General features: G+C 34.5%; 22 protein-coding genes. 7 read left to right on the forward strand and 15 right to left on the reverse strand.

The genetic code is table 11. The annotated features are described in order from the left end of the window. Positions 1-147: 147 nt before the first annotated feature. The 4 genes from Q0977_RS02275 to Q0977_RS02290 all read left to right on the forward strand — a co-directional run bounded on the left by Q0977_RS02275 (position 148) and on the right by Q0977_RS02290 (position 5,579). Positions 148-2,862 (forward strand): transglycosylase domain-containing protein, encoded by a 2,715-nt coding sequence (locus Q0977_RS02275; protein ID WP_299510218.1) that lies wholly within the window; start codon positions 148-150, stop codon positions 2,860-2,862. A gap of 243 nt (positions 2,863-3,105) precedes the next feature. Then, positions 3,106-3,738: a GNAT family N-acetyltransferase gene (locus tag Q0977_RS02280; RefSeq protein WP_299510220.1), complete on the forward strand. Its 633-nt coding sequence runs from the start codon at positions 3,106-3,108 to the stop codon at positions 3,736-3,738. Positions 3,739-3,765: 27 nt separating this feature from the next. Next, positions 3,766-4,416, forward strand: a complete 651-nt coding sequence (locus Q0977_RS02285; RefSeq protein WP_299510222.1) for an acetoin utilization AcuB family protein — start codon at positions 3,766-3,768, stop codon at positions 4,414-4,416. Further along, a complete protein-coding gene (locus Q0977_RS02290) occupies positions 4,383-5,579 on the forward strand; it encodes an acetoin utilization protein AcuC (RefSeq protein WP_299510224.1) in 1,197 nt (398 codons plus the stop codon). The genes Q0977_RS02285 and Q0977_RS02290 overlap by 34 nt, the downstream gene beginning before the upstream one ends. Before the next feature lie 116 nt (positions 5,580-5,695). On the opposite strand, the gene ccpA is transcribed toward Q0977_RS02290, so the two are convergent. Both ccpA and Q0977_RS02300 read right to left on the reverse strand, forming a co-directional pair. Next, complete coding sequence (gene ccpA, locus Q0977_RS02295; protein WP_119415074.1) at positions 5,696-6,694, reverse strand: catabolite control protein A; 999 nt, start codon at positions 6,692-6,694, stop codon at positions 5,696-5,698. Positions 6,695-6,810: 116 nt separating this feature from the next. Further along, positions 6,811-7,893, reverse strand: coding sequence for a bifunctional 3-deoxy-7-phosphoheptulonate synthase/chorismate mutase (locus tag Q0977_RS02300; protein WP_119415073.1), 1,083 nt, complete (start codon positions 7,891-7,893; stop codon positions 6,811-6,813). Between the two features lie 177 nt (positions 7,894-8,070). On the opposite strand from Q0977_RS02300, the gene Q0977_RS02305 reads away from it, so the two are divergent. Then, on the forward strand, positions 8,071-10,260 hold the full coding sequence (locus Q0977_RS02305) for a cell division protein FtsA (protein WP_299510226.1): 2,190 nt from the start codon (positions 8,071-8,073) through the stop codon (positions 10,258-10,260). 140 nt (positions 10,261-10,400) lie between these two features. On the opposite strand, the gene Q0977_RS02310 is transcribed toward Q0977_RS02305, so the two are convergent. The 10 genes from Q0977_RS02310 to Q0977_RS02355 form a co-directional block, all read right to left on the reverse strand. Further along, on the reverse strand, positions 10,401-10,946 hold the full coding sequence (locus Q0977_RS02310) for a YtxH domain-containing protein (RefSeq protein WP_241155060.1): 546 nt from the start codon (positions 10,944-10,946) through the stop codon (positions 10,401-10,403). Positions 10,947-10,963: 17 nt separating this feature from the next. Next, positions 10,964-11,428 (reverse strand): DUF948 domain-containing protein, encoded by a 465-nt coding sequence (locus Q0977_RS02315; protein WP_119415070.1) that lies wholly within the window; start codon positions 11,426-11,428, stop codon positions 10,964-10,966. Between the two features lie 304 nt (positions 11,429-11,732). Further along, positions 11,733-13,040, reverse strand: coding sequence for a UDP-N-acetylmuramate--L-alanine ligase (murC, locus tag Q0977_RS02320; protein WP_299510227.1), 1,308 nt, complete (start codon positions 13,038-13,040; stop codon positions 11,733-11,735). 345 nt (positions 13,041-13,385) lie between these two features. Continuing rightward, a complete protein-coding gene (locus tag Q0977_RS02325) occupies positions 13,386-16,673 on the reverse strand; it encodes a DNA translocase FtsK (RefSeq protein WP_299510228.1) in 3,288 nt (1,095 codons plus the stop codon). 225 nt (positions 16,674-16,898) lie between these two features. After that, on the reverse strand, positions 16,899-17,507 hold the full coding sequence (ytpR, locus tag Q0977_RS02330) for a YtpR family tRNA-binding protein (protein WP_299510230.1): 609 nt from the start codon (positions 17,505-17,507) through the stop codon (positions 16,899-16,901). Next, on the reverse strand, positions 17,504-18,319 hold the full coding sequence (locus Q0977_RS02335; protein WP_119415066.1) for a DUF1444 domain-containing protein: 816 nt from the start codon (positions 18,317-18,319) through the stop codon (positions 17,504-17,506). The genes ytpR and Q0977_RS02335 overlap by 4 nt, the downstream gene beginning before the upstream one ends. 27 nt (positions 18,320-18,346) lie before the next feature. Next, a complete protein-coding gene (locus tag Q0977_RS02340) occupies positions 18,347-18,658 on the reverse strand; it encodes a thioredoxin family protein (protein ID WP_119415065.1) in 312 nt (103 codons plus the stop codon). 10 nt (positions 18,659-18,668) lie between these two features. Then, the gene (locus Q0977_RS02345) at positions 18,669-19,190 is read right to left on the reverse strand and encodes a hypothetical protein (protein WP_119415064.1); all 522 of its coding nucleotides are present in this window, start codon (positions 19,188-19,190) and stop codon (positions 18,669-18,671) included. 80 nt (positions 19,191-19,270) lie between these two features. Continuing rightward, the gene (locus Q0977_RS02350) at positions 19,271-19,798 is read right to left on the reverse strand and encodes a DUF84 family protein (RefSeq protein ID WP_124217774.1); all 528 of its coding nucleotides are present in this window, start codon (positions 19,796-19,798) and stop codon (positions 19,271-19,273) included. A gap of 120 nt (positions 19,799-19,918) precedes the next feature. Next, positions 19,919-20,989 (reverse strand): M42 family metallopeptidase, encoded by a 1,071-nt coding sequence (locus Q0977_RS02355; RefSeq protein ID WP_299510244.1) that lies wholly within the window; start codon positions 20,987-20,989, stop codon positions 19,919-19,921. 178 nt (positions 20,990-21,167) lie between these two features. On the opposite strand from Q0977_RS02355, the gene Q0977_RS02360 reads away from it, so the two are divergent. Then, positions 21,168-21,482, forward strand: a complete 315-nt coding sequence (locus tag Q0977_RS02360) for a hypothetical protein (RefSeq protein ID WP_299510246.1) — start codon at positions 21,168-21,170, stop codon at positions 21,480-21,482. A 106-nt stretch (positions 21,483-21,588) separates the two neighbouring features. Here the strand turns inward: Q0977_RS02360 and Q0977_RS02365 are convergent, their stop codons facing one another. Beyond that, positions 21,589-22,452, reverse strand: a complete 864-nt coding sequence (locus Q0977_RS02365; protein WP_299510248.1) for an MBL fold metallo-hydrolase — start codon at positions 22,450-22,452, stop codon at positions 21,589-21,591. Positions 22,453-22,670: 218 nt separating this feature from the next. Between Q0977_RS02365 and Q0977_RS02370 the strand changes: the two genes are divergently transcribed. Further along, the gene (locus Q0977_RS02370; protein ID WP_158582320.1) at positions 22,671-22,847 is read left to right on the forward strand and encodes a hypothetical protein; all 177 of its coding nucleotides are present in this window, start codon (positions 22,671-22,673) and stop codon (positions 22,845-22,847) included. Positions 22,848-22,931: 84 nt separating this feature from the next. On the opposite strand, the gene trmB is transcribed toward Q0977_RS02370, so the two are convergent. Both trmB and Q0977_RS02380 read right to left on the reverse strand, forming a co-directional pair. Then, complete coding sequence (trmB, locus tag Q0977_RS02375) at positions 22,932-23,579, reverse strand: tRNA (guanosine(46)-N7)-methyltransferase TrmB (RefSeq protein WP_119415059.1); 648 nt, start codon at positions 23,577-23,579, stop codon at positions 22,932-22,934. Between the two features lie 237 nt (positions 23,580-23,816). After that, positions 23,817-24,860, reverse strand: coding sequence for an NERD domain-containing protein (locus tag Q0977_RS02380; protein ID WP_119415058.1), 1,044 nt, complete (start codon positions 24,858-24,860; stop codon positions 23,817-23,819). Between the last annotated feature and the right edge of the window lie 112 nt (positions 24,861-24,972).

Raw genomic sequence — 24,972 nt, forward strand, 5'->3', positions numbered from 1 at the left:
TGTATAGAAAAATCATTGATGGATGCAACAATGGTTATTTCATTGAAAACATTTAAAGGAGGTAGGCTTCTGTCAAAAATGCATCATCAATCTTTATATATTTATATAGAGATTTAGAGTTTTGACATTGGTCGAGTGATCAAAAAGATGAAAGAATGGATAGCCAATATAAATCAAAAAATTGATGAATTATCAAAAACCACATGGATGAAATATTTCCGCATTACTTCGAGTGTCGCTTGGAATTTAGTTTTAATCTTTATACTATTTGTTTCAATGGGATTTGTTTTTGTTGGTTCAATCGGTGCTGGTTACTTCGCTTCGCTTGTAAAAGACGAACCATTACGTCCCAAGACTGAAATGCGTAACACAATTTTTAACTACGAAGAAACGAGTACCCTCTATTTCGCTAGTAATAAGTATCTAGGGAAAATGAGGACAGACTTAGAAAGACAGGAGACAACATTAAAAAAAGTATCACCTAATGTCATCAATGCAGTATTAGCCACTGAAGACGAGTACTTTTATCAACATAACGGAATTGTACCTAAAGCAGTCGTACGTGGGATTTTGCAAGATGTGAGTAACTCCAATACTCAAACTGGTGGTTCCACATTGACACAACAATTAATAAAAAACCAAGTTTTGACCAATGAAGTTTCTTATGAACGAAAAGCAAAAGAATTACTCTTAGCTATGCGTTTAGAACACTTTATGACCAAAGACGAGATTTTGGAAGCTTATTTAAACGTTATTCCTTATGGTAGAAATGCAAGTGGGCGTAATATTGCTGGTGTTGAGACAGCTGCTGAAGGACTTTTTAATAAAAGTGCGAAAGACCTAAATCTTGCACAATCTGCATATATCGCGGGGATTCCACAATCTCCTTATGCCTATACACCTTTTACACAAAGCGGAAAACTGAAAGACGCAGATAATTTAAAACTTGGCATTAACAGAATGAAGACGGTTTTATATCGTATGCATGAAACAGGTTATATTACGGAAAAACAATATAAGAAAGCTTTAAAATACAACATTAAAAAGGATTTCCGTAAACCAGAAGTTCGTCCTGAAGAAAAATATCCATATGTAACATATGAAATTGAAAATCGTGCAAAAGAGATTATGGCTAAGATTCTAGCTAAAAAAGATGGCATTGATGTTGATCGTTTATCCCATGAAGCTAAACTGAAAGAAAAATATAAAATCCTTGCAGATCGTGAATTACGTTCAAAAGGATATAAGATATACTCAACTATTGATAAAAAAATGTATGATACGATGCAAAAGGTAAAAGATAATTTCCCATATTATGGTGCAACTTTCACTAAACAAGTGACAGATTCTGAAACGGGTAAAGTAACGAATGTTCCTGATCCAGTTCAAGTCGGTAGTATCGTCATCGAAAATAAGACAGGTAAAATTTTAAGTTTTGTCGGTGGTAGAGACCATAAATTAGAGGCTACGAATCACGCTACACAAGCAAAACGCTCAAACGGCTCTACTATGAAACCTTTACTTGTCTATGCACCTGCCATTCAATATGGTGTCATCGGTGCGGGTAGCCCTGTAGCAGACGTTAAATTCAGCATAAATGGATGGTCACCTTCTAACTATACTGAAACAGATGAACGTGGCTTAATATCAGCTCGCGAGGCTTTAAAAGATTCTCAAAACTTACCAGCTATTCGGTTGTATGCACAAATCATTAACCACAGACCCGCTGGATTATTAAGGAGAAATGGCTTTACAAGTTTAGATGATAGTGATTACACAAACTATGCAACTTCTATCGGTGCTTTAAGAAATGGTGTCACAATTGAAGAAAACACAAATGCATATGCAACATTTGCAAATGGAGGCAAATTTGTTGATGCTTATATGATTTCTAAAATTGTAGATAGCAACGGTAAGACAGTCTATAAACATAAAGTGAAATCTAAAACTGTTTATAGTAAACAAACATCTTATATCACAACAGATATGCTACGTGATGTATTAAAACAAGGTACAGGTACAACCGCGAATAGCAATTTAAAATTCAGAGCAGATTTCGCCGCGAAGACCGGTACATCTCAAGAATATAAAGACGTATGGTTAGTCGGTTACAACCCAGATATTTCTTTAGGTGTTTGGATGGGGTATGACCAACCTAAAACGTTATACCAAGCTAATGGTGTTTACGGTCAACCAAGTACACGGATAAACCTTCTATGGGCAAGATTGATGAATGCAGTTTACGATACAAATCCAAAATTAGCTACTGCTAATGGTAAAACATTCACACAACCTGCTGGCGTTGTTAGCCAAACGTTCTGTGGCATAACAGGTAATGCTCTTACAAATGCATGCTCAGGAAATGCAAGAACAGATTTATTCAACGCAAATGTAATGCTACCTGGTGCTGAAACAGCATTTTCTGGAGGCGGTTTATCGAATGCCTTTAAACAAAAAATGTTAAGTCCATTTGGTGGAGACTATTCAAAACTATTTGGTGCAAAAGAAAAAGAGAAAAAAGAGAAAGAAAAAGAAAAAGAGAAGGAAAAACAAAATAATTCTAGATCTAATAACACTAACTCTAACAATAGTAGTAATTCTAACAGACCTGGAAATTCGAATAGCTCAAACAACTCGAATAACTCAAACCAATCCAATAACAATGCCGGTAATTCTAATAATAATTCCGGTAATAATAACTCAAACGGGTCAAATAATTCAAATGGATCCGGAAATTCAAACGGATCGGGCAATTCAGATGGAAATTCAAATGGATCCGGAAATTCAAATAACTCAGGTGGCACAGGAGCCAACGGTGGTAACAATAATGTAAATCCTAAACCTGAAGAAGACGGTCAATAATTGTTAAAAGAAAGCAATTAAATAAGCACAATACGAAGGACATTACATATTTTAAACGACTAATATGTAATGTCCTTCTTTTCTTATGAATTGGCAGTGTGGATGAAAAGTCAAATAGGCATTCTACTCATTTACAACGATTAGCGAAGCAACACAAGTACACAAAATATTCTCATTTATGAAGTTTTTTTCTACTTTACTCATGTATAATGAATTAAAACAGTAAAATAAGGATGTGGATATATGGAGCATCTGCGAAAATATAATTCAAAAAAAATTGAAATCCCCAACGGAACGATTTTAGTGGAAGGCCCAGTACCAACCAATGTGCTTCAAAGACTCAAATTCCATGAAGGTTTGACCGCTTTTAGAATACCTGAGCAACAATTTGCTGCCATTATAGAAATTTCGAAGCTTCCAGAGGGACGAATGATTATTGCAAGATTAAATGACACAATCATTGCATATGCAACTTTTCTTTATCCTGATCCTCTCGAGCGTTGGTCAGAAGGCAATATGGAGAATCTAATAGAATTAGGTGCTATAGAGGTTGCCCCCGAATTTCGTGGAACAGGTGTAGGAAAAAGCATTTTACAAGTAGCAATGATGGATGATGCTATGGAGGATTATATTGTCATTACAACAGAATATTATTGGCATTGGGACTTAAAAAGAACTGGATTGAATGTCTGGCAATACCGAAAAGTTATGGAAAAAATGATGCAGGCAGGAGGATTGGAAGTCGCGGCAACAGATGATCCTGAGATTTCCTCCCATCCCGCTAATTGCTTAATGGTTAGGATTGGGAAACGTGTTGATCAAAAGTCTATCAAAAAATTCGACCAATTACGTATTATGAATCGTTATATGAATTGATTGATCTTCAATGAAGGGGTGGATCTAATGTTAATCGAGGAAATAATGAAAACAAAGATTTTTACATTGAAATCAGATAATACGATTAAAGATGCCGTAAGAATTATGAGAGCAAATAAAATTCGCCATTTACCAATTGTTAATGACGAAAATAATTTAGTTGGGTTATTAACTGAAAGAGATTTAAAAAATGCACTTCCCTCTCCCCTTGTAAAAAAAACTGTAGAAAATATATACGAACAAAATTTAGAAAAATTGATGATTACAAATCCTATAGTTTGTCATCCACTTGATTTTGTAGAAGAAACAGCATTAATTTTTTATGAAAATCGAATAGGATGCCTACCCGTTGTAAGCGGAGGAAAATTAGTAGGTATTGTAACTACTAATGACTTATTGTACACATATATCGAAATAACCGGCGCCACTAAGCCCAGCTCTCAAATTGAAATTCGCGTTAATGATCAAGCCGGTACACTACATGATGTTACAAAAGTTTTTACAAAACACCATGCAAGCATTTTGAGTGTACTCGTCTATCCTGACTCTCAACATGAAGAAAAAAGGATTCTCTCAATTCGAGTAAAAGTCATGAATCCACTTCCAATAATCGATGATTTACGCAAGGAAGGATTTGATGTGTTATGGCCAAATATGCCGGGTATCAATCGTCTATAAATAAAGCTGTTTTTATATATTCACCAGAACAACTAGACTATAAATTTTCAGATACACACCCATTTAATCAAAAACGTTTGGAACTAACGATTGACCTTCTGACTAGTATAAATGCGCTTAATCCATCAAATATTGTTAAACCACGTAATACTACAGAAGAAGAGCTTCTTCTAGGACATGATATTCGGTATATAAATGCTGTTAAAATGGCTGGTCATGGAAAACTTACCGAAAAACAAGGAGAACCTTTTGGAATTGGAACAGAAGATACGCCCATTTTTCCGAATATGCATGAAGCAAGTGCAAAAATTGTAGGAGCCACACTTACTGCATGCGATTATGTCATGCAAGGACTATCAGAACATGCATTAAATCTTGGAGGTGGGCTCCATCACGGTTTTAAAGGACGAGCTTCAGGATTTTGTATATATAATGATAGTACGGTTGCTATCAAATACATGCAAAAAAAATACAATGCACGTGTCTTATATATTGATACAGATGCACATCACGGTGATGGGGTTCAATGGAGTTTTTACGATGACCCAAATGTTTGTACTGTATCTATTCATGAAACTGGTCGCTATCTATTTCCAGGGACCGGGACAATCACTGAAAGAGGCAGTGGAAAAGGATATGGGACATCCTTTAACTTCCCTATAGATGCCTTCACGGAAGATGAATCCTTCTTAGAAGTATATACAACAGCACTTCGGGAAATCACAGATCATTTTAAGCCTGATGTTATTCTTTCTCAAAATGGGGCAGATGCGCACTACTTAGATCCTTTAACACACTTATATGGGACTATGAATATCTATAAGGAGATTCCAAAACTTGCACATGAACTTGCTCACAAATATTGTGACGGTAAGTGGGTTGCTGTTGGCGGTGGCGGATATGATATATGGAGAGTGGTTCCACGCGCATGGTCATTCATCTGGATGGAAATGACCGATCAGGCTTTACCCACCGGAAATCTCCCAAAAGCTTGGCTTGATAAATGGCAAAAAGAATCACCAGTAACGTTAATACCAACTTGGACGGATCCTGAGAACCTATATGATCCCATTCCACGTAAAACAGAAATAACTGAAAAGAACCAACAAATATTAGAAAAAGCATTACTTCCTATTCGTTCAAAGAATAGTGAACTTATATAGATATCGCCCAAATAATACATTGATTATATTATAAAACTATAATGAGAATACTAGCGTTCACATAAAAAAAACTGTTTCTTTACCATTCTAAGATGGAAAACGAAACAGTTTTTCAGTTATTTTGTAGAACTTCGATCCTCAATACGATGCGGTAATATAAAGTTTTCTTCTTCTACTTGTTCTTTATTCATATATTTTGTTAGTAAACGCATTGATACTGCACCTATATCATAAAGCGGTAGAACAACACTTGTAAGTTGTGGACGAACCATCCGCGCAAGTTTTGAGTTTTCAAAACTGATCACTTCATAATCATCCGGAACTTTTTTCCCTGAATCTAATGCACCATGGATAATTCCAATTGCTAATTCATCACTTCCTGCAAAAAATGCAGTTGGTGGGTTTTGTAAACTATTTAATGTTTTGAAGTCCTCCAGACCACTATCATAGGAATCCTCAGCAGCTACTACTAGATTTTCATCAAGTTCAATACCAGCTTCATCTAAGGCCTTTTTATAACCTTCAAATTTGTATTTTTTGTTAATAGTAGATGTAAATGGACCAGAAACATATGCGATTCGTTTATGTCCATTATCGATAAAATGTTTAACTGCTTCATAAGCAGCTTGCAAATAATCAATATTAACAGATGGTGTTTGATGAGTTTCATCGATAGAACCTGCTAATACAATCGGAACTGGCGAATGACTCATTTTCTTTAATAATTCATCATTCACTTGATCGCTCATCATGACAATACCATCAACTTGTTTGCCGTACATATTATCTAATAATTGTAATTCTTTCTCTTCACGTTGGTCAGAGTTGGAAAGAATAATATTGTAGCGATACATTGTAGCGATATCTTCAATTCCGCGTGCTAATTCAGCATAAAAAATATTAGAAATATCTGGAATGATAACGCCTACTGTAGTAGTCTTCTTACTTGCCAAGCCACGAGCAACCGCATTTGGTCTATATTCTAATTTTGCAATAACATCGAGTACTTTTTTTCTTGTGGTCGGTTTAACATTTGGATTACCATTTACAACACGAGACACAGTTGCCATTGAAACATTTGCCTCTCTAGCAACATCATAAATTGTTACGGTCACTTGATGACACCTCTCTTTTCATATCTTATTTCAATGATACGATAAATTGGAAGCGATTTTCAACAAAATAAAAGTGACGAATCTAGTAACGATTCGCCACTTACTTTACATAGTAATTATTGAACTTGATAATTTTTCATAAAACTTTGGATTTTTTCATAGAAATCGTCAAATTGTGGAATACTCATTTGTTGTTGAGAATCAGACAATGCAACAGCTGGATCTGGGTGAACTTCCGCCATAACGCCATCTGCCCCAATTGCGATTGCAGCTTTTGCACATGGTAGGAGTAAATCACGACGACCAGTTGAGTGTGTTACATCGACAAAGACTGGTAAATGTGTTTCTTGTTTTAAAATTGGAACAGCTGAAATATCTAATGTATTTCGAGTTGCTCTTTCATAAGTACGGATACCACGTTCGCAAAGGATAATTTGATCATTACCTTTTGAAATAATGTATTCTGCTGCATTTATAAATTCGTCGATTGTTGCAGCTATACCACGTTTTAATAATACTGGCTTATTAACAGAGCCCGCAGCTTTTAATAATTCGAAGTTTTGCATATTTCTTGCACCGATTTGAATGACATCGATGTAGTCTAATGCTTCTTCTAAATGAGATGGTGTAACAATTTCAGTAACAATGCCTAAACCGAATTTTTGACCAACTTCTTTTAAAATCTTTAATCCTTCTACTCCTAAACCTTGGAAGTCATATGGTGAAGTACGAGGCTTATATGCTCCACCACGCATTAATTTTAGACCTTTAGATTGAATAGATTCAGCTACTGCTGCTGTTTGTTCATATGATTCAACAGCACATGGTCCAAATACAAATGTAGGTTTACCCTTTCCTATAGGTTCACCATTAACATTGACAATTGTATCTTCTGGTTTACGTTTTCGTGATACTAATAATTCTTTTTTCTGATTTGTTTCTTGTAATTTTAATGCTGATTTGAAAATCTCTTTAAAAATGTGTTCAACTGTACCCTGACTTAATGGACCTTGATGATGCTCTTTCAATAGATTCAACATATGTCTCTCACGAAGAGGATCATAACGGTTAACACCTTGTTTCTCTTTTACTTTACCGATTTCTTCTACCACTTCTGCACGTTCATTAATCAAACGTAAAATTTCAAGGTTTAATGCATCAACTCGATCGCGAAGTTGATCTAAATTTTGATGACTCATTGCCGTTTCTCCTCTCTTCCTTCGTATCAGGTACTTTCAGAAGTCTGAAAACTATGATACATTTTATGATATTAGGAACATTATAATCAATTCAAACAAGAATGTCACGCTTTTTCTTTAGCGCTTCAACGCGATAAAGCTAAAAGTTTTCTAATTTCTTAGAAAGGTTGGGTAAATGTGGCTTCAAAACTCTTTGCATTAGATATAGGAACTCGTTCTGTAGTCGGTATCATTTTAGAAGAACAAGATGAAAAATTTCACGTAGTTGATTTAATAGCAGAAGAACACAAAGAACGCGCAATGGTCGATGGTCAAATACATAATGTTATACATGTTGCGTCTGTAATTCAACATGTAAAAGAACAATTAGAAGAAAAACACGGTCCACTTCGTTCAGTAAGCGTTGCTGCAGCTGGACGTGCTTTAAAAACAGAACAAGGCTCTGCTTCATTGGATATAAAAAATCGTCCAGCAATAACAGAGGATGATATTAATCGATTGGAATTGGCGGCTGTTCAGAAGGCACAACAACAATTACTAGCGCATAATGAAAAGGGACATAGTAATCATTATTATTGTGTTGGCTATTCCGTTTTATACTATCGATTAGACAATCAAGAAATCGGTAGCTTAATGGATCAACAAGGTGAAGAAGCAGAAGTTGAAGTAATTGCTACATTTCTTCCGAGAGTCGTCGTAGAATCCCTGCTAGCTGCCTTAAAACGTGCAGGTTTAGAAATGGAAGGTTTGACATTAGAACCTATTGCAGCCATTAATGCTTTAATCCCAACAACTATGCGTCGTTTAAATGTCGCACTCGTTGATATTGGTGCTGGTACCTCTGATATTGCGATTACAAATAAAGGGACAGTTGTAGCATATGGGATGGTACCAACAGCTGGAGATGAAATTACAGAAGCTTTAAGTGATCATTACCTATTAGACTTCCCAGTTGCTGAAAAAGTAAAACGTGACATGTCAAAACATGATGAAATTTCCATCTCAGATATTTTAGGATTTGAACAAATCTATCAAAAAGAAGAAATAATGGATGTTCTAAGACCAGCCGTAGCATCCCTTGCATCATCAATAGGAAATGAGATTCTTCGACTTAATAGTCAAGTAGCACCGAAAGCCGTCTTGCTTGTCGGTGGTGGAAGTTTAACACCTGAAATTACTGATGAATTGTGTAAGTTTCTCGAAATCCCTAAAAATCGTGCAGCAGTACGAGGAATAGATGCTATTCAAAAACTTACTCATGAAGATCATGTACCAGTATCACCAGAACTTGTTACACCTATTGGAATTGCTATTGCGGCAAAAAACTCTCCAATTAAATACATGTCAGTAATAGTGAATCAGCAAGTTGTTCGATTATTCGAAGTTAAAGAGATGACAGTGGCTGATGCCCTTTTAGCTGCAAATGTTAGCATCAACCGTTTATATGGGAAACCTGGGCTAGCAATAGGCGTAACAGTGAATGGACAAGATATTTTTGTACCTGGTGGTCATGGTAGCCCTACAGAAATACTTGTAAATGGCGAAAAAGCATCTACAAAACATCCTATCCAAAATGGGGATGTCATTGAACTTATTGAAGGTGCTGATGGGGAACCAGCAAAAGCAACCATACAAGACATGATTGAATGTGAAGATGATTGGACAGTTTATATTAATGAGGAGCCGTTTGTAATTCAACCTAAAATTAGGTTAAACGATCAACCAGCAGAAATTACTACTCTTCTAAAAGATGGAGACATATTAACTATCGACAAAGCCCAAAATGTTCAACAAATATTATCATGGACAGGTAAAGAACATCTATTGAATGAGACTCAACCATTCTTTATTATAAAAGATCGTACAACTGTACAGTTTCCAGAATTTAATAACCAAATTTTTGTTAATAATCAACCCGCAAAACCATACTTTCAAGTAAAGAATGGCGACCATATTAATATACAGGCAGCAAAACGTCCAACTATTTATGATATTGCTAACCACTTCAATATAAATTTAGAAAATCGTATTTTAGTTTCTTTTCAAGATGAAAAGTTAGAGTTAAAAAAACCATCCTTTAGCATATTGGTCAATGGAGAAATAGCGAATAGCACAACTGAAATTAAAAGTGGGGATCAACTTCAATTTTCCGAATTAGAATCTTCTCGTTTTACATACCAAGATGTATTCCGATACTCTGATTGGCAATTACCTACTAATTTCAAAGGAACCTTTGAAATCTTAAGAAATGGCGAGCCATCACAGTTTGATGCTGAAATTTTCGGGGGCGATCAACTTTTGATTAATCTTATACCTACAACTGCTACTCATATTAATGAGGTTCTCACATCACAAGAGAATAACTAATTGACCTATTTTACATTGAAAGTGTCCGTTGTAAAAATATTTGACCACGAACTAAACCAAAACAAAGCCACGAAAAATTTACAGATTGTAAAATTTTCGTGGCTTTTTGTAAAAAGTTGTTTTTCGTTAACTTTTTTATCTTATTTAGTTTCTTTTTTTGCTGGTTCTGATATAGCTTCTTCAATTGCTTCAGTAACAGCTGTATGTTCATTGTTTTCAGCTTCAAATTCAGCAATAGTCTTTTCCATCGTTTCCATAATATCTAATGGTTCTTCTCCTTCATAGGAAACTGTTCCATCATCAAATGGAGGTGTAGAAGTAGATTTTAAATTTTTCACTTTTCCAACCAACTGACCAGACTGTTCTTGTACTTTTTTGGATAATTCTACTGTTTTTTCTTTTGCAGTAGATGTAAATCCAGCGCTTTTTTCTTTCAATTGGCTAGCTTGAATTGCCACATCACTGCGTAATTCTTTTCCAGCTTTAGGCGCTAAAAATAATGCTGTAGCTGCTCCAACTATACCTCCAACAAATGCACCTATGATAAAGTCTTTGAGATTGACTACTCCATCTTCGTTTGTATAAAGAGAATCAGAACGTCTTTCATAAGTTTGGGGTAAATACGTTTGTCCACTTTCTTCTAAACCAACGTTTCTTACTTCACTGTAATTAGGTTTCTTTTCCACCAATTAAATCCCCCCTATTATTTACGTTTGTGTTTCTTTGGAACTTCTTCATAAATTGTTTCTGTTTCTGTTGCCTTTTGCTTTTTCAGCTTATCACGGATTCCGATAAAGGCATTGCTCCATTGAATTACTTGAGCGATTTGATCACTATTTTTTGATACATTTGTATTAATGGATGTAGTTATATGCTTTACAGAATCACTTAAGCCACTAACAGACTCACCGAAGCCCTTAACCGCAGTTACTACTGAATTCAATTGTTGAGACTTTCCTTGAATGTCTTCAGCAAGCATATTCGTCTTTTCTAATAGACTTGTAGTTTCTCTCGTAATACCTTCCATTTGCCCTTCAATGCCTGCCATTATATTGGCAACATTATCCATTGTCTTTTTCAATGAACTCAATGTCATAGCTAAACCAATACATAATACTAAAAAGCCAATTGCGGCTACCAATGCAGCAATGTATAGAATAACAATCATTTTTGTACCTCCATTCTCTCTATATGGATATTTCCACAAAATAAGTGTATTTAAACATCACTTATCTAATTTATATTCTACAAATATTTTCTATATCCTGCCAGTGAAATGTTAGTCTATTGGCGACTATTTCAAATTTGTTTTTTATAAGATTTTTTGAATTGTAATATGTATGTTTTATTATCGAAAATATGCATATATTTAACATAAAACTTTTAGCGAGTTTCATTCTTCATCTTTTTCATTATGCAAAAAGCTGAAGTAAACAATAATGTTCCTTCAGCCTTCTACTTTACGTTGTTATTTAAATATTTTCTTTAATAGTATTTTCAAATGCATTTTGGAATTTATGGATATCTCCAGCACCCATGAATAAGAATACAGAATCTTCATGTGTTAGTAAATCTGGAATAACATCCATTGTTAGCACTTTGCTACCTTCAATTAAATTAGCTAAATCTTGAATTGATAAAGCACCAGATTTTTCACGTGCTGAACCAAAAATATCACATAAGTAAACACTATCAGCTTTACTTAAGCTATCTGCAAAGTTTTGTAGAAATGCTTTTGTACGTGTAAAAGTATGTGGTTGGAAAATCGCCACAAGTTCACGATTTGGATATTTTTGACGAGCAGATTGAATCGTTGCACTTATTTCAGTTGGATGATGTGCGTAATCATCGATTAATGTACGTTTACCGATGTTTGTTTCAGTAAAACGACGTTTAACACCTTGATACGTATGAAGGCGTTCTTGAATCAAATCTGCTGGAAGTCCTTCATAATGACAAAGTGATATAACAGCCAAAGTATTTAATACATTATGATCACCGAACATAGGGATAAAGAATTTATTATAAAACTCATTGCGTACATATACTTCAAAAGAAGTCCCTGTAGTTGTTTTTTCTACATTACGAGCTTCAAAATCATTTTCTGAACCAAAACCGTAATAAACAACTGGTACATTTGCTTTAATCTTTTGTAAGTGCTCGTCATCGCCGCAAGCTACAATTGCCTTTTTCACTTGAAGGGCCATAGTTTGAAATGCATCAAATACATCCTCAATATCTTTATAATAATCTGGATGGTCAAAATCGATGTTCGTCATAACCGCATAGTCTGGATGATATGCAAGGAAATGACGTCGATATTCACAAGCTTCCATTACTAGATTTTGAGCGTTTTTAGCCCCGCCTCCAGTACCATCACCGATTAAATAAGATGTTGGATTAGCACCTTCTAATACATGAGCCATTAACCCTGTAGTAGAAGTTTTACCATGTGCACCTGTTATAGCAACCGAAGTGAACTTTTCTAAGTAATTACCTAAGAACTTATGATAACGAATAACTTCAACACCTAATTCTTTGGCACGTACAATTTCTGGATGGCTGTCTGGAAAAGCATTACCTGCAATAACAGTCATCCCTTCTGTAATATTATTTGCATCAAATGGCAAAATTGTTATGTTACGTTTTCTAAGTGGTTCTTCAGTGAAAAAGTATGTTTCAATATCTGATCCTTGTACTTGTTCTCCTGAATCAAACAAAATTTGAGCAAGTGAACTCATTCCTGAACCCTTAATACCTGTAAAATGATAAACTGTCATGTTGAAACCTCCTGGGAAAGTTTCCTTACCCTTGAATAATCAAATCTATGAACTGCTCGCCGTAAAAAACGGTGGCTTCTTGATGGTAAAGTTATTTGCACAACCATTCAAGCAAACCCTCTTGTTCTTCAAGTTTTTGAGTTGTCGTTCGACTTTATCTTTGGACAATACGTCCATTAATAGGCTGAAACTCTAACCTTTTAAACTTCCATAGTAAGTTATTTTTTATCTGCTTAAATTAAAACATCTATCATTATAGCACGATTTAACGAAGTTCTAAACTAATCACTAATTCCTTATTATTTTCTGCTTAAAGTAGAAAAATTATGTTGAATTAAGTGTATCTTATACATCATAAGAGCCAAAAATTTCTTCTAAATCTTTTTCTGTTAAAAAAACATCTCTCGGTTTTGTTCCCTTAGATTCTGATATAAATCCTTGTGCTTCCATCATATCTACTAATCTTGCTGCTCGATTATAGCCGATACGATATTTACGTTGTAAAGAAGAAGCTGATACAGAACCTTCACTACAAATATAGCGACATGCTTCTTCGAAAAGTTCATCTTGTTCTTCAATAGAATCGACTTTCTTTAATAATTCTTCTTGTTCAAATAAGTAATCCGGTTCCCCAAGAGTACGAACATAGTCTGTCACTGCTTCAATCTCTTCATCTGTGACATATGTACCTTGTACACGCACTGGTGCAGACATGCCATTGCCTAAGTAAAGCATATCTCCTCTACCTAATAGTCTTTCAGCACCTTGGCTATCTAAGATAGTACGAGAGTCCACATGTGATGAAACAGAAAACGCAATTCGCGTTGGAATATTGGATTTGATCAACCCCGTAATAACATCGACTGATGGTCTTTGTGTTGCCAAAACTAGATGAATCCCGCATGCACGTGCTTTTTGTGCAATGCGGCAAATAGACTCTTCTACTTCTTGTGGAGACATCATCATTAAATCCGCTAATTCATCAATCACTATTACAAGATAAGGCATCTTCAACGAGAATTTCCGTTCTTTTTCAACCATCTTGTTATATCTTGTGATGTCACGCGCCCCTAAATGAGCAAATAGTTGATAACGTCGGTCCATCTCTTCAACTGCCCATTTAAGAGCCGCAGTTGCTGCCTTAACATCTGTAATAACAGGACTTACAAGATGTGGAATATGATTGAATGGTGCAAGCTCTACCATCTTAGGGTCGATTAACATCAATTTTACATCTTGCGGACTAGCTTTCAATAGCAAACTGATTAAAAGTGAGTTTATACACACAGATTTCCCTGAACCAGTAGCTCCTGCAATCATTCCATGTGGCATTTTTCGTAAATCGATAGTAACAGGCTCCCCTGTTAAATCCAATCCTAATGCAGCTTCCAGTGGAGATTTTGAATCTACAAAAGATTCATGGGTAACAACTTCTGAAAGTCTGACAGGGCGAGATGTGCGATTTGGGATTTCAATACCAATTGAACTTTTCCCAGGAATAGGCGCTTGAATTCTTATGTCTTTTGCTGCTAAAGCAAGTTTTAAATCGTCCGCTAAATTACGTATTTTACTTACTTTTACCCCATGACCAACAGTAATTTCAAACTGTGTTACAGCAGGTCCCTGAACAATTTGTACGATTTCCCCTTCAATTTGGAAATATGACAAAGCCTCGATTAATTTTGCACCTTGAGCATCCATCCATTCAAAGTCCTCAGTTTGTTCTTCTGGTGGTTCAAGATACGAAATTGCTTTTTCAAGATGATCATTCACTTGTGGAGGCTCTTGTTCTACTATAGTATTACTTTGTTGTTCGAAAGTAACTGGAATCGTTGCTGATTTTTCTTCTTGTTGGGCATCATCTAAGGTAATTGAATGATCAACTGTAGCTATAACTGGTTCATCTTCTATAACTTTCTCAGCTTCAATTACTTTTTCATTTTCAATTACTTCTTCATCTTCAATTACTTTTTCGTCTTCGATTACTACTTCATCTTCGATTACTTTTTCTTCTTCAATTACTTTTTCATCTTCGATTACTACTTCATCTTCAATTACTTTTTCTTCTTCAATTACTTTTTCTTCTAGAATTGCTGAAATTTCTTCTTGTAAATTTTTTTCTATAGAGATTTCTTCTTTTCTTTGAATAGGATTTGTTTTGAAATCGCCCCAAGACTTTTTACTTGGTAATGGTATGATCTGTTTATTTAATTTTTCTATTTTTTTCTTATCAGATTTAAGCATCACTACATTAAATGGTATGCGACTTCCAGTTTGAATCGGCTCTTGAACATTTTGCACATCATTGGATTCGTTATGCTTTAATTCTTCAGAAATATTGTCTATAGTATCCATTTGATCTGCGTCAACAGAGATAGTGGAATCTGTTCCTGGTATTTCTGTATCTACTTCTTTCTCAGCTTCTTGTTCTTGAGCTGAGCTTGTTTCTGTTTGTTCAACTAAACCTTGCGTATCTAACTCATCCATCATCATTTCTATTTCATCAGATTTTATATTAGTAGTTACTGATTCATCGCAACTAATTTCATTTTTGGTTTCCAATGAATTTGTTTCTACTACTGATTTATCTTGTACACTTATAGGACTTTGCATTGGTTCTTGAGATAAAACCTTTTCTACAACTATATGTTCATTTACAGTATTTTGAACCTGTCCTTCCTGTACTTTAAGTTCTATATCATCTTGTTTCTTTTCGAATACATTGCTGTTAGTGTTTTTTACAGGAGTTTCACTTAGATTCGCTTTTACGACAGAATTATCGGATGAATGCTCTGCAGCATCTTTTGAAATTGAAGAAACTGTCGATTCTGTTACTATTGTAGCTGCTACTTCATTTTGTGCTGCTAGATTTGAAGAGTTCTGTTCTTTTTTCTCTTTTTTATCTAACAAATCGTAAATGTCTCGACCTTGTTGTGGGCGTTTTTGGAACCCATATATTGGAGATGGGACATCCGTCGGTACAAATTTTTTCTTCTTTGGTACGTATGAAGGCGTTACAGACTCACTTTTAATCGTTTTTGTTTTTAAATCATTTGATTGTTTTTCAATTGGATTCTTTTGATTTAAGCTTTTAGTCCAATTTGGATTAAATGGATTATAATTTTCCCTATTTGTCTTTTCCACAACACCTCTTAATCCTCGTGGTTCACGTGCAAATGGTGTATATGCTTCTGGCCGTTGATTATTACCTTGTTTAGCTAGAAATGGGTTTTGGGTGTTAGCTTGCTTATTTGTTCTTTTAGAAACAGGTCTTACCAATTCTTTCGATTGAAGCCAATCGGGCACATCTACATTTTGTGATTGTTGATGCTGAGTATGTAAAGTAGATGTGCTTGTCCTACTATTTTTATCATTTTCATCCGGAATTAAAGGGAATTTAAACGATTCTCTTTTACGGATGAAGTTAGGTTCACCATTTTGATTTTGTTGTTGTGTGTATGTGTCATCTAAATATTCTTCATCTATATTGTTTACTTCATAATCATTTTCAAATTGTTCAAAAGTTTTATATTGATCTTCATCATTGTAGTTTTTATTCGCATGATTCTCAGTTAATGTATCTTCCACTTCGTCACCTAGAATGCGAGAGACGATTTTTTTAAACCAGCTCATTTTTTGCACCACTCTTTTCTAAATCATTGCCTTCATTTTATCAATAAAAAACGCATTATTGCAACGTTTGAAATGATTCTATTATATATACTTATATTTCTTATAGATTTCTTTTTAAGAAATAATAAAAAGTACCTTGCCCAATATTTTGAGTAAGGTACTTTTCTGTAAGTATTTATTTTTAATCGATTCAATTTCAACGATGAACAAAACTAGTTCATTTGATTAAAACTTAAATGCTGAACCTACTTCTGTATCATCGTCTAATATCATTATGCCTCTTACTTGTGGTGCATTTGGAATACCTAATTCACGAGCAGAGCACATCATACCGTATGAATCAACACCTCGTAATGCAGATTCTTTAATGACCATTCCAGATGGCATTACAGTACCTACTTTGGCAACGACTACATGTTGTCCTTCTGCAACATTTGGAGCGCCACATACAATTTGTAATAGTTCATCTTCACCAACATCCACTTTACAGATATGTAGTTTGTCAGCGTTAGGATGTTCTGCTACTTCTTGCACAAAACCAACTACAAATTTTGGTGTTAAGTCTACATCAAGACTTACGTTCGCACCACTTTTGGCAATAATGTCTTCTAATTGAGCAACAAGTTCTTTTGTCACTTCCACATTTCCTACTTCTTCTATTGTGAGATAATGACTAGCATTAAAAAGGTTAAAACCTTTTACTTCACCTGTTGCTCCTTCTTTTAGTAAGACTAGGTCTCCATGTCTTTCTAATTCAGTTTTGACAATTGCTTCTGTAGCTAGTTGGACTAGTAATACGTCACCTACATGCACTTTGTTGTACGATACGATCATTTTTTTTCTTGCTCCTTTTTCACTCTGTTTTTCGCTAGGATGAAGATTGGCTCTAAGTGACCTTCTTCATAGACAAAGGACAATGATGTAATAGGCACTGTTCCAATTGTGAAGAAATGCATGGTCATTTGAGCTAAAACATCATACCCTGTATTATTGCGAATATCACCGATAATCAGTACATCTTGATGAGGTACTGAAATGGTCATGTCTCCTTCAATTTTACCACGCATTTCTTTTAAGAACGCATCATTTAAAATACGACTTGCATCATATCCATCATTTTCGTTTAAAAAGTAAAAGATATTACCTGCAACTTCGTCCTTTTTAACTTTAGTTGGTAATTTACGTACTTGAAAGCGCGCAGATTCCTTTATTCGTTCTACAGGGACATCAAGCTTTTTCACCATATCTTCATCGATTAAGCGATACGTATTACCAAGGTCAAGTGCATAGTAAATTCTTGTTTCAGCAGTATGCTCTGTTGTGATAAATGCGTGACCTTCTTTTGTTTTTTTAGGAAAAGATCCAGAACGAATCACTGGGTAAATATTAGTTAAATCGTGAAAGCCTCGCTCCTTTTCCTTTTTCATCGCTGCAAAAGTTTGTTCAATCGTATAAACGACCTCATCAATTGCTTTTTCTTTTCGTTCGTCATATTTTGTTAGAATATCGCCTAAAAAAAGGTCCATCCCTTTTCCTAATTCAAGATCTTCTAATCGTAACTTATTTGTTTTTGAATCTAACTTCCATTCAAAGTGAGCTTCACCTAGACGCTCTTTTAAAAGATTCATTAACTCCTGTGCTGACATCTGGTTACTCACCTCATTAACAATAACTTATTGTTCTTGTATAAATTTTTCGATTTCTTCTTGAGTTTTACGGTCTTTAGAAACAAATCTACCTGTTTCTTTACCATTGTTATAAGCGATAAAACTTGGAATACCAAATACATTTTCTTCTCCACATAAATCGATAAATTCATCTCGGTCAACAGAGATGAAAGAAAAATCGCTGAATTTTTCTTCAACTGCAGGCATAAATGGCTCGATAAAACGACAGTCTTTACACCATCCAGCTTCAAATACGAAAACGTGTTTTCCTTGTTCTTTTAAAGAATTATATTGTTCGACTGATTGTAATTTTTCCATCTTTAAGACCTCACTTTTTTTTTAGTTGTACGGAGTTTGCAATAGTCATTAATTCAGGAATTATATTATTCATATCCTCTGTCTCTACATTTCCTGTAACTTTAACTCCACCTGTGCTTGCAATGACTTCGTAAGATTCTTTATCTTTTTTCAAAACAGTCGCAAAGCCAAAACGGCCATTTTTTTCATAAGTCTTTTCTTTAACAATTTCTTCTTTTTCGCTCGATTGCAATGCTTTATAGAAGTGTTGGCTTTTCTTTGATTCATCTGGATTATAAAAAATAGAATAAGTTCTTTTACCTTTCGATAAAATTACATTCGTTTCATCGGAAGAATTTTTAACTTTATAACCTTGTGGTAGATAAAATTGTAAATGTTCAGTTGATGCCGTACTACTTTTGGGTTTCGCATTGAAAATTGTGTCTGCATCTGAAAGTCCTTGCGATATTTGGGAATCCACTGAATTACCACATCCTGCAATATTCAATATAAAAAGCGTTGATACAAATAGTTTGGTACATTGACGGAACATATGTAATTCCTCCATTCGTACTTATACTATCTTTATTGTAAAATGGGAGATTTTCCTATGCAACTATCGCGCATTTCTTGCTATTTCGAGTATTTTTGATAAAAGAAATATTGGCCAACCAATTGTTGTAATATATGTTCAAACATTTCTTTTCTATCGATCATTCCATCAGTCAGAATACCAATAGCGCCACTATTTTGACGTGTATCTAGTTGATGAATAAAATCATCCATTACAGGACCTAACTCTCGACCTGCTAATATTTGATCTGCTATTTCTTTAGGTAATGGGATTTGAGCACCTGCAGCGGTAAAGACTTTTCCATTTTCTAAAGCTAAAGATCCCCAATTACATAAATACATGATATCGTCAATCATTGTGACACCGCCCTCTAAACCGAAAGCAAGATTAGCACCTGTTTGTGCCAATGCATTTTGCGAGCGATTTATAGAACCTTTTCTAGTCTCTTCAGTTGACATCGGTTGTGCCGAAACGCCAGAATCTACCGAAATATGTTCAAATGTCAATATATCATGAAAATATTTTGTCATTACGGAAAGTACCGCACCAACTTTGGCTTTGTTTGTTGTACCAATTCCAACTTTCATCATGACACTTCCTAACTTCGAAAAATTAAAGGAGACTTCCAATCGGAAATCTCCTTTACTATAACAAATTATAGTTAGTTATATCCAGCTACCAAGCTTTTTAAATGCAATTACTACTAATTAGCTATTGCGTATTGTTTCTAATGTGGATTTGTCTGCATTTTTCACAAGTTTTACGATTAATTCTTTTGCTGCTTCAATATCATCTGTATGAATAACAGAAGCATGTGAATGGATATAGCGAGAACATATTCCGATTACCGTACTTGGGACACCTTCATTTGAAACGTGAACGCTACCAGCATCTGTACCACCTGGTGATACGAAGAATTGATATGGGATATTATTAGATTCTGCAGTATCCAATACATATTCACGCATTCCCTTGTGAGTAACCATCGTACGATCATAAATTCGAAGTAATGGCCCTTTACCTAGTTGACCAAATTGGTTCTTATCACCTGATACATCATTTGCAGGGCTTGCGTCTAATGCAAAGAATAAGTCTGGTTTAATCAGATTAGCAGAAACCTTTGCACCTCTTAAACCTACTTCTTCCATCACATTAGCACCTGAGTATAATGTATTTGGTAGTTTTTCGTCTTTTAGTTCTTTTAATAATTCGATGGCTAAACCACAGCCATATCGATTATCCCACGCTTTTGCCATGATTTTCTTAGGATTTGCCATTGGCGTAAACGGACATACTGGAATGATTGATTGTCCAGGTCGTACACCTAATTTAATCGCATCTTCCTTATCATCAGCACCAATATCAATCAACATATTGCTAATTTCCATTGGTTTTGACTGCATTTCTGGTGTTAGCAAATGTTTAGGAACAGAAGAGATTACACCTGGAATTGGACCGTTTGATGTATATACTTCTACTCTTTGCGCAAGCATTACTTGGTTCCACCAACCACCAAGAGTTTGGAAACGAATCATACCCTTATCTGTAATTTGAGTAACCATAAATGCTACTTCATCCATATGACCTGCAACTAAAATACGTGGACCATTTTCATCGCCTTTTTTAAGTCCAAAGATGCCTCCTAAATTGTCTTGGACAATTTCATCAGCATACTTTGATAACTCTTGACGCATATAAGCTCGAACTGCATGCTCATTCCCTGGAGCACCTGGTAATTCTGTAAGTGTTTTAAACATTTCTAGCATATCTTGTTTCACTATAAAAGCCTCCCTTAGAGCATTCATTTCCATTGTAGACAAAATAAAAAGAAAATTCTACCCATTCTATTTCGAATTTCGAAGTTTTTTACAAAAATAAGTAATTTTCATCCATCTAATTTTCACACATCGAACAGTTATGTTAAACTAATGGCATATACAGAAGGAGGCGTATCAAATGAAATTACAGGATTTCTTACTAGGAGTTGCTACAGGAATTGCTACTGCATATGTTATTAAAGAAGCCAGTGAAAAAGTAAGTCCATACAAAAATGCCAATTCAGTTTTAGATGAAATTAAAGACGCATTTAAAACTCAGGGGCCAATCGATGGATCATGGATTTTCATGGAGCCTCAATTATTCCACAAGGAAAGTATTGAAATTCCAGTATATAAAGGCGGAATCTCCCGTATCGAAGAAGGAGAAGCTGTCAACTTTGAATTTGCTGCAGATGCAAGAACAGGTTCTGTCGTTGATTTAGTAAGAGTATAATATTATAAATAATGTAATGGGATTTTCCCAAGAGTAAAAAAGTACAATTCAAAGCTAATTTGAATTGTACTGTTTGTTTTTCATACATAATTACTTTTAATATAGACTATTTCGTTGTATGTGATTCTCTTTTTCGTGGTAATTCATCAATTATTTTCTTACCAGTGGTATCCCATTTGATCAATCGTTTGAAGGCATCATGATAAAAACTAACCCAATATCCATTTTCTAAGATTTCTTTTACTAATTTTTCTTTTGCAAAGACCGAATTCATAGGATAGTCATCATAAGCCATTACCCATAATGGATTTTGATGTGCGTGAGTTGGCATTATATCTGCCATGTGTATGATTGTTTCACCTTTTTGAGCTAGACGGATAATACAATGACCATCACTATGCCCCCCTGTATGAACCATCAAAATACCTGGTAAAACTTCGAATTGCCCCTCAAATGGAATAACTTGATCGACAATTGGCTTCCAATTTTCAGTCCAATATGTATTGGCTGAACGAATATTCGGTTCACGCATTTCATCCCACTCTATTTGAGAAACCAATATTGAAGCATTTGCAAATGTAGGAACTAACTTATTATCGTGCCATTTTGTTAATCCACATGCATGGTCAAAATGTAGATGTGTCATTAATACATAGTCAATATCATCCGTTGATAATCCTAACTCTTGTAAACTACTATCAATCTGAGATTGTTCTTTCACACCATAATTTCGCAATTGCTTTTCTGTAAATTTCCCATTTCCTACACCAGAATCGATTAATAAATTTTTCCCCTTGTATTCGATTAATATTGGATCTGTTCGTAATTCGATTTGATTATTTTCATTTCCTTCATATTTTCGCGACCATAATGGTTTTGGTACAACGCCAAACATTGCCCCTCCATCTAAGTAAGTAACTCCTCCATTTAACCAAGTTAACTTCATATCATGGAATTGAAATGTATCCATACTATGAATCCCCCTTTGTGTATTTTCACTCATCGCTAGTAATGCGAGATGCTTCATATAATTGTAACATGTTATAAAATACTTGTACTATTTACTTTAAAATTAGACAAAATTTTCTATAATATAATAAAATAGATAATTATATCTATTATTTCTGTAAAATATAGTTATAAAGGTTCAATACCAAAAGCTTTTTCATGAAAAAAGGGGGATGCTTTATGGAAATTCACACTGATTTTGAAATGATATGTGAGCACTACCTAGAATTATTGACAAAAATCGAAAAAATCAATACGGAAGACTTTTCATCAAAAGCCTTGCAAAAAGAACTGTGTATACAATTACACCAATTAGAAAAAGAAATAATACTTCAATCTCAAATACATATGAAGTAAAAAAGAGGTGTCTTAAATGTTTGTACAATTTAAGACACCTCTTAATGGTATTTACGCTATCAATCATAGTCGTTATTCAGAAACTTATTTTGTTTGAAATTGAGCTTCTAAACGATAGATTGGTTGCCCTTTAGAAGAAAATTTTTCTTCATATTCTGTCATCACGTTATCTTCTGGCATTTCTTGATGCAAATCAAGAGATACATAGTTAAGTTTCATACCATAGTGTGACATGCTCACTAGAGAGAATTCAAATAATCCGCGGTTATCTGTTTTGAAATGTACTTCTCCATTGTCTATTAACACTGATTCATATAATTTTAAAAAGTTCTTATGTGTTAATCGTCTTTTAGCATGTCGAGTTTTTGGCCAAGGATCAGAAAAGTTTAAATATAAACGATCTACATCATTTTTGGCAAAATACTTTAGTAAATCTGCACCATTCACCATAAGTAATCGAACATTTTTTGGTGTCCCAGCTGCTATCACTTTTTCTGCAGCTTTCACAATTACACTATCAAATAATTCTATGCCTAGATAATTGATCTCTGGATTTTGCAATGCCATACCAGTTATAAATTGTCCTTTTCCTGAACCTACCTCAATATGCAAAGGATTATCATTTCCAAATAGCTTCTGCCAATTTCCTTTATATTGCTCTGGATCAGGAATGATAATTTCAGAATGCTCTTTTATAAAATCTGCTGCCCATGGTTTGTGTCGAACTCTCAATGTATTTCCTCATTTCTATATTTTTCATACAACTCAACATTTAATTATTCAAGAAAATAATATCTTAGTCAAGGAGACTTTCTAGCTAGTTTCCAGGAATCTGATAATTTCACTTTGAATAATTTCATTAAATGTAAATTCTGCTTCAAGCATATTCACTATCAGTATGTGCAATGACATTGTCATCCATAATTTTTAAGATATAATTGGTTATCTGCAAATAATCTATAGAGGCTGTTATGAATGATTTTCAACAGTATGGTCAGGTGAAAGCAATGGTTCATCATCTGAATCTAATCTGTGGTAAGAAGTTGTTTGCACCTTATCTAGTAAGAATTGAACAGCTTTAAACTGCATAAGTTTCATCGGTGATGGATTTTTACTCAAATGACTAAACCAATCTGTGTATTTTCTTTTATCAACAAATTCGACACCAAAACTAGATCCAGGATAGTCAATGTAACCATTTCTAGAAAGTACAACTTTACGGATAGGTAAGTCAATTTCGTTCTTACGGAAAATCTGTTTTATAACGGATTCCATGCGATTTAGTCCAATAAGCGGACTGAGAACTTTTTTATCGATTTTCCCTACTTTTTTCTTCCAAAATCTATTACTGTCTCCAACAAACACCGCTTGCACTTCTTCTTCAAGTACTTGGATACAATAACAATCAGTTGGTGTTAGTAAAATGATTCCTAATTCAACAGGTGCCTTTTTCACTTGAAGAATTGGATAGTAAAATAGAAAATAACTATCTGGCAGACGTTGTGTAAATGCTCTTAGTAATGAATCACGATAATATTTTGGTTCTACATACGACTTTTCTCGAAGTGTTGAACTTGCCCATTTAAGCTGAAACTGAAATAGTTGATCTATATACATTTTTTTCAGTTCTTCAATTGTTTGTGGATAATAGATGATTGTAGGTTGAAACATAAAAGCAGTTTCCTCTTCAGGTATAACATCTTCATCTGGTTGTGTATGTAACTCTTCAGATAAGTCATTAAGAAAATCTCCCTTATCACCGATATCGTTACTTTCTTCCCAAGGATCTAATTTCTTTTTTCTTTTAAAAGATAATATTCGTTGAATAAAACGATTGTGTGGTTTTTCTTCAATTTCTTCATGCTCCCACTGTGGGATTTCCTCACCAGATTGCCACTCGCTTTTCATACGTTCCCATTGCATTCTTTTTAATCTAACAAATTGGGTTGGGTATCTTTTTAAATCACTTTGATAGCGTGAAACATAATCTTGTAGTTTAACTAATTGTGCCATATCATTTTCTCCCCAAAGTTTGAAATAAACAGAAAGTTATATAAATCTATTTTACCACGATAGCAGTAGAAAAAAAGGGATATATGAACCACTTGAGTCAATTCCATAAATT

This window comes from uncultured Rummeliibacillus sp. (assembly GCF_934216135.1).
Taxonomy (GTDB): Bacteria; Bacillota; Bacilli; order Bacillales_A; family Planococcaceae; genus Rummeliibacillus.